Origin of the sequence: Lutibacter sp. (genome assembly GCF_041562875.1) — a bacterium.
Taxonomy (GTDB): Bacteria; Bacteroidota; Bacteroidia; order Flavobacteriales; family Flavobacteriaceae; genus Lutibacter.
On sequence record NZ_JBFFOE010000114.1, the window covers coordinates 1 to 7,261 of the forward strand.

At 30.0% G+C, this 7,261-nt stretch carries 5 protein-coding genes; 2 read left to right on the plus strand and 3 right to left on the minus strand.

What is annotated here, in order from left to right:
• Window positions 1–453: rhomboid family intramembrane serine protease (locus ABY863_RS11940; protein ID WP_372795131.1), on the plus strand; the 453-nt coding region annotated here is incomplete at its 5' end.
• Window positions 454–1,061: 608 nt separating this feature from the next.
• Here the strand turns inward: ABY863_RS11940 and rlmB are convergent.
• The 3 genes from rlmB to ABY863_RS11955 form a co-directional block, all read right to left on the minus strand.
• The gene (rlmB, locus tag ABY863_RS11945) at window positions 1,062–1,805 is read right to left on the minus strand and encodes a 23S rRNA (guanosine(2251)-2'-O)-methyltransferase RlmB (protein WP_372795133.1); all 744 of its coding nucleotides are present in this window, start codon (window positions 1,803–1,805) and stop codon (window positions 1,062–1,064) included.
• 85 nt (window positions 1,806–1,890) lie between these two features.
• On the minus strand, window positions 1,891–3,084 hold the full coding sequence (locus tag ABY863_RS11950) for a RagB/SusD family nutrient uptake outer membrane protein (protein ID WP_372795135.1): 1,194 nt from the start codon (window positions 3,082–3,084) through the stop codon (window positions 1,891–1,893).
• 10 nt (window positions 3,085–3,094) lie between these two features.
• Window positions 3,095–6,163, minus strand: a complete 3,069-nt coding sequence (locus tag ABY863_RS11955; RefSeq protein WP_372795137.1) for a SusC/RagA family TonB-linked outer membrane protein — start codon at window positions 6,161–6,163, stop codon at window positions 3,095–3,097.
• Between the two features lie 571 nt (window positions 6,164–6,734).
• Between ABY863_RS11955 and ABY863_RS11960 the strand changes: the two genes are divergently transcribed.
• Window positions 6,735–7,261, plus strand: a 527-nt coding sequence (locus tag ABY863_RS11960) for a hypothetical protein (RefSeq protein WP_372795139.1), incomplete at its 3' end; no start/stop codon positions are given.

Here is a 7,261-nt window from a genome sequence, read left to right on the forward strand (position 1 = left end):
GTTATGCTGTGGTGTTTGTATTATTTTTATCAAAAAATTGCGAACAAAGTACTTTTTACGGGGTTACTATTAACAGGGTTTTTAACTTGGATTCTTGGCCGTCCATCCTATCATATTGGAGCAAGCGGCATGGTATATATGTTGGTTAGTTTTATTTTTTTTAGCGGTATTTTCAGAAAACATTATAGGTTGATTGCTTTGTCTTTAGCAGTTGTTTTTTTATATGGAAGTATGGTTTGGTATATTTTTCCGATGGAAGAACGAATTTCATGGGAGGGACATTTATCAGGTTTTTTAGTAGGTGTACTATTTGCTTTTATTTTTAGAAATAAGGGACCCCAACGCGAAAATTTTACCTTTACTAAAAATGAAGAATTTGAAAGCCTATTTGATGAAAACGGAAACTTTAATCCTCCTATAGAAGAAGTTAAAGAAGAAGTTAATGAAGTTTAAAATACCCTACTTAATACGTTTGTCAGGTTTTTAAAACCTGAGTTCGATATAAACTAGAATAATAACATCTGAATATCAGTTGTTTGTGTCATTTCGACTGAAAGGAAGCAATCTCATGAAGAGCTACAAAGTAAAAGATTACTTCGTTGCTATCGCGCCTCGTAATGACGTAATGTTTGCGTCATTGCGAAGGAGGTACAACTGTGGCAATCTGTATATTGATGGTGAGATTGCCACATTTTACTTAAAAAAAGTAAAATTCGCAATGACCCTATTTTTAAACTTATGATAATCTGTTATTTGTACTTAATAGTACGTCGAACTCAGGTTGAAAAGGTTATTTTTAGTGTTTTTTGTGCAATGAAATAGGGCTAAAAATGTATCGAGTACGGTTTCTAATTCACATCAAAAACTAAGTTACGGTTATAACTTAAATAGTAGCTATTGCTTTAAAGCCAATATTTCAAAATAAGTAACGGTGCTTTTAAAATAAGTAACTGAGCTTTTTAAATAAGTAACGGTGCTTTTAAAATAAGTAACTGAGCTTTTTAATAGAAGTAACGGTGTTTTTAATAAAAATCGGTTAACTTTTATGTTTAGAGAAAGTTTTATTTCAATCGTTGTCTTATAGCTTCATATAAAAATGCAGCGCAGGCAACAGAAACATTTAAAGATTCTATTTCACCCAATAAAGGTAGTTTCGCTTTATGGTCTACAATTTTTAAGATGGATGGATTAATTCCTCTATCTTCAGATCCCATAACAATTGCTGTAGGTAAAGTTAAGTCAACATCATAAATTAAGTTATCTGTTTTTTCAGTAGCAGCTACTAATTGAATATCCGCCGCTTGAAATTGAAAAATAGCATCTTTTAAATGATCTACTTTACAAATAGGAATTTTAAAGGCAGCGCCAGCCGATGTTTTTACGGTGTCAGCACTTATAGGTGCATTTCCTTGTTTTTGAATAACAATTCCGTGCACACCGGTACATTCAGCAGTTCTTATGATAGCTCCAAAATTACGTACATCAGAAATTTGATCTAATAATAAGAATAAAGGCGTAGAAGTTTTTTCTAAAGTAGTTGTAATTAAAGTATCTAAATCTACAAATTCAATAGGTGATATTTGAGCAGCAACACCTTGGTGATTGCTGTTTTTTGAGAGCCTATTTAATTTTTCAACAGGAACGTGGCTAGTAGCAATGTTGTTTTTCTTTATTAGTGAATTTAATTCTGAAAATAAATGTCCAGTTAAATCCTTTTGAATATAAACTTTACTTATAGTTTGCCCGGCATTAATTGCTTCTATAATAGCTCTAATACCAAATATTTTTGAAACTTCGTTTTCCATGGTGCAAATGTAGTTATATTGTAGGAATAAAAAAACCCACCTCAAGCGAGGTGGGCTAAATAATTAAAATTTATTTTAACTATTATTATTGTAATAAAGGATTTGAATCTACTGCTCTACTTGGGTAAGGTAGTACATAGTCTTCTCCTTCAAGTTTTAAATCTTCCCATCTTGTCCATTCAAAAGAAAGTTCTAATCTTCTTTCTTCATTCAATGTTAATGAAGAATTTCTAATAGATTGAAGTTCTGTAAGACGAGCTGTATTTCCAGCTTCTGCAGAAATTAAATACATTTCAGCAATTCTTGAAATTAATAAATCTGAATTATCTTCGGTTTTGTATTTTTTAGAGTAGATATAACCAGCGTTAGCTTCTTGACCTTCAAAATCAAATAAGATTGCACGAGTGTCTTCACCTTTTACTAAGGCTGTTAAATCATCAGCAGCAGCAAAACAGTTCCAAGATTTAGCTTCAGGACTCATTATCCATCCCCAAGACCCAACTTCTTCAGCTTTGTTACCTTTAAACATGAAAATTACTTCACTAGATCTTTCTAAAGGGTTTGATGCCAATGAAAATTTAGCAGATGAAATTAATAATTCAGCCTCTATAGCCGCTTCAGAAATTTTACCTTGTAATCTATAAACTCTAGCTAACAATGCAATTGCAGCTTCTTTTGTAGGTTGTTTTTGATCTAAAGAAGTGTTAGCTTCATCAAAAGGAGTACAATTTTCTTTCGCAAATTTTAAATCTTCAACAATAAAATTTAAAACATCTTCTTTAGATGAAGGAGCAATAGGTGATCTATCATAATTTTCATCAACCAATGGAATGCGTTCAAACATGTCATATAATCTTAAATAACTTAAAGCTCTACAATATTTAGCTTTTCCTATTTGATCATTGTCTGCAGATGGAACTTTTAAAATTACGTTAGCTCTATCAATTCCAGCATAATAATCAGCATAAAAATAACTTAATAGAATGTCTGATGCAGGCACTGTATTTTCATAAAAATTCTTTACTTGATACCATTGAAATTTTACAGGCTTGTAATTGTCACCCATTATTTCAGTATTCATAATTGCAAAATAACCATATCTGTTAGGGTGTCTTAATTTACTATAAACCCCTGTTAATAGTTTATTTACGTCTTCCTTAGCTAATTCTCCTGTTGCAGAAAGAGAAGCTTCCGAAGGAATATCTAATTCTTTGCTACAAGATGTTGGGATAATTGTGGATATTCCAATACAGAATATCATTAAATATTTTTTAAACATAATTTATTTTTTAGAATTTAATATTTAAACCTACTAAAAATGATTTGATATTAGGAATACCTCCTAAATCTACACCTGCAGTAATTTTACTTGTATCTGATCTATCTTGTCCTTTTTCAGAACTTTGATCTACGTAGTTTACTTCTGGATCTGCTCCAGAATATTTTGTAAATGTAAAAGGGTTTCTTGCTTGAACATATACTCTCATTGATTTTATGAATTCTAAATCTTTAAGATTTAAAGATTTAAAGTCGTAACCTAAAGTAATATCAGATATTCTAAGGTAATCAGCATTTTCTATAAATCTAGAAGAACGTTCAGTATTCCAAGCAGCAATTTCAGAAGATAAGTGAGGTCTTGGATTTGCAGCATCCATGTTTTCTGGAGTCCAATAATCTAACATTTCAGATATCATATTTTCAGAATAAGATGGAGCACCTACACTACCACCATTTAAAGAACCTCTTTTAAAATCAGCAAATACTTTTTTTCCAATTGAGTATTGACCACTAATTGATAAATCTAATCCTTTATATTCTACTTGTGTATGAATACCACCATAAATTGGAGCAATACCACCAGAGAATACTTTTTTATCGTCATCATCAATTTGTCCATCTCCATTTTGATCTACGTATAACATATCTCCAGCTGCAACAGTAATACCATCTACACCGTCAGCATCTTTATAAGTATATGTTTCATTTGCAACACCATTTGCTTCCCAAACATAAAAAGAACCTAAGCTTTCACCTTCTTTAACAATAGATACAAAACCAGTTGTATATTCACCTTCTTCTGTTCCTATGCTTACAACTTCATTATCATTATAAGAGAAGTTTACTCCAAAGTTCCATTTGAAACCTTCTTTTTCAATTAATGTAGTATTAACATCAACTTCAAATCCTTTATTTAAAATAGTACCAATATTAGTAAGCATTGTTCTGTATCCACTTTCTTGAGGTACATTAATTCTACTTAATAAATCTTGAGTTTCTTTTCTGTAATAATCAAAAGTAATATCATATTTATCAAAGATGGTTAAATTTAAACCAAAATTTAAAGCTTCACCTTTTTCCCAAGTTAAATTTGGATTGTAAATATCAGTTGCAGCTAAACCAGGCTCTTGGTCATAATTTTCTCCAGCTCCAATAAGGTTTTGTCCTGATGAATATGAAATACCTGTTTGATTTCCAGTATAACCTAAAGATGCTCTAAGTTTTAAATCGTTAATGAAAGGAACTTCAAAAAAGTCTTCATTAGAAATTGTCCAACCTGCAGATACAGCTGGGAAACTACCCCAACGATTGTCTTCAGTAAATTTTGAAGATCCGTCATATCTAGTAGATACCATTAAATGATATTTGCTATCTAAAGACAATTGCATTCTTGTGAAATATGATTCTAAAGACATTGCTTTAATATAGCTACGTCCTTTATTTATTTCACCTGCTGAAACTAACCATTTTAATTCATTAGAAGGGAAGTTCTCTCCTGAAACATAAGAATCTTCATATTCCCATTTCTGGAATGAATGACCAGCTAATAAAGTGAATTTTAATCTATCATTCATAAGGTTTTTAGAATATGTAAACGTGTTTTCAATTTGATAATCACGATTGTTCTCAGTTCCATAATAACCATATCCTGTTGGTATTCCGTCTCCATTTAATCCTCTTTTTGTATCTGGAGCATCAAATCTGTTGTATCTATTACTGTGTATGTTACCACTATAAGATGAATGCCAAACAAGACCTTCAATTGGGGTTGCATCAAAGTATGCTGTAGCTCCTAAATTTTGCCATTTGTCAGTAATTTGTCTTTCAAAAGCAAATAATGGGTTTATAAAGTTATAGTCACCAATGTTACCATCAGCATCATAAGGACTTAAATCAGGTCTAGCTTCCAATGCTTTAGAATAAGGTTGGTAAATATTATTATCATCAGCAACGGGAACAGCTTCTGAATATGAAAAATATGAGCGTACACCTATGTTAACGTATTTGTTAAGTTTTTGCTCTAAATTAACTCTAAATATAGCTTTTTTATAGGAATCGTTTATGATAATACCATCTTGTTTAAAGATAGAACCAGAAAAATAAGCTTTTGTATTTTCTCCACCTCCTGAAACACTAATTTGATTTTTTTGTACTACTGGACTGTTACTTAAAACTAAACTTAACCAGTCTGTATCAACTGTGCTAGTTGGTAATGGTGTTAACTCTGTAGGGTCTTTTGGACCTGGTAATGCACCACTAGCAATATCATTTTCATAATTTATTCTAGCTGCATCTAATACTTGTTTGTATTCTTTTGCATTTAATAAATTTGGTGTTTTAATGATATCTTGTAATCCGTAAGAAGTTGAAAATGAAATAGTAGTTTCTTGATTGTATCTACCTTTTTTAGTTTCAATTAATACAACTCCATTAGATGCTCTTGAACCATAAATAGCTGTTGAAGCTGCATCTTTAAGTATACTAACACTTTTAATATCTTCAGATGAAAGACTACCCATACTTTCTTGAGGTACTCCGTCAATAATGTATAAAGCACTATTTGAAGCACTTAATGAACCATTTCCTCTAATACTAATTTGAGTTCCATCACCAGATCTTCCACCTGTACTTACAATCTGTAAACCAGCAGATTTTCCTTGTAAAGCTTGAGCTATATCAGCAACAGGCTTATCTTGCAAATTGTCTGTGCTAATTGTAGAAATTGATCCAGTTAGATCTTTTTTAGAAGCTGTACCATACCCAATTACTACTATTTCGTCAAGTAGATTAGAACCAGCCAAGGTGATATTAATAATGTTAGATTCTTGAACTGTTTTTTCTTTAGTTTCCATACCTACATAGCTGAATACAAGAATATTACCTGTAGTTGCTTTTATGGTATATTTACCATCAAAATCAGTTTGAGTACCGTTAGAGGTACCTTTAACAATAACGTTTACACCAGGTAAAGGACCTCCTTCATCTGTTACTGTACCAGAAATTGTTTTTTCTTGCGCAAAGGTTATTTGCACAAACAACACTAATAAAAGTGTTAGAATTCCATTAAACTTTGTTTTCATTTTAAAATTGTTTGAATTATAGCGTAAAAGTGATAATTATAAAACTAATTTCCTAATTAAAATTTGATAAAAATTATAGATGTCATAATTTTAATAGAATAAAATTATTAATTATGTAAAATACAGCAATTTAACTACTTCTAAATGCGAATATCATAATATTGTTTGTTTTTAATTTGTTTATAACCATAAAAAATTGTATGGTAAAAAGTTGCTTTCTAGTTGTTAAAAACAAACTATTACTTTACTATTTTCTAAAATATTTAAGTAAGTTATTTAGTATCAATGCAATGTTAGCTTTGGTAATTTAATGTGTTGGTTTTTTTTGATTTGTAGAAGGAGTGAATTTTATGTTTTATAGTGTTTTTTTAAAGCATTTATAGCAATAATTAGCATGAAATAGTGACCATAAGAATGGTGATTTAACCCTCATATTTTATTTTAAAAGTGACTAATATCTTTAATTTTGTCTAATAGTATAAATAATTAAGTCTTCGTTTTCCTTGATGGAAAAGTAGTATTTTGTATGGTATGATTTTTGTACCTTTAAATAAAATTTAAATAAAATATTATGAAAAGTGTTTTTAGTATTGTTGCAGTTCTATTTTTAACAAGTTTATTTTCACAAACAACGCAAAATCTAGATTACAGAGGAAATATTGTAAAGGAATTAATTATTAAAAGGAGTAGCGAGGTTAAAGGTGATAATTTTATTTATAAGGAATGGAATAGAGGAATGCTAGTGTTAAATGATAGTGTTTTTTCTAAACAGGATTATTTACAATATGATGCTTATAAAAATAGGGTTTTAATTAAAAACATGAAAAATTTAGATGAAATTATAGAGATTTCTGATGCATCTCTTACTGGATTTTCAATTCTGGGTGATGGTAATAATTTAAAACACGATTTTGTAAAGCTTAATCGCGATGCATTTAAAAATGATGTTGAAGGTGGTTTTTATGAAATTGTTTTTAATATTCAGAAGACGAATTATTTTATTAAGAAAAACACAAAAGTTTTATTTGACCCTAATAGAAGTAAAGGTAGCCAAACAGAAAATAATTTTCCTTTAGAATATCAAGATAAAATAACATA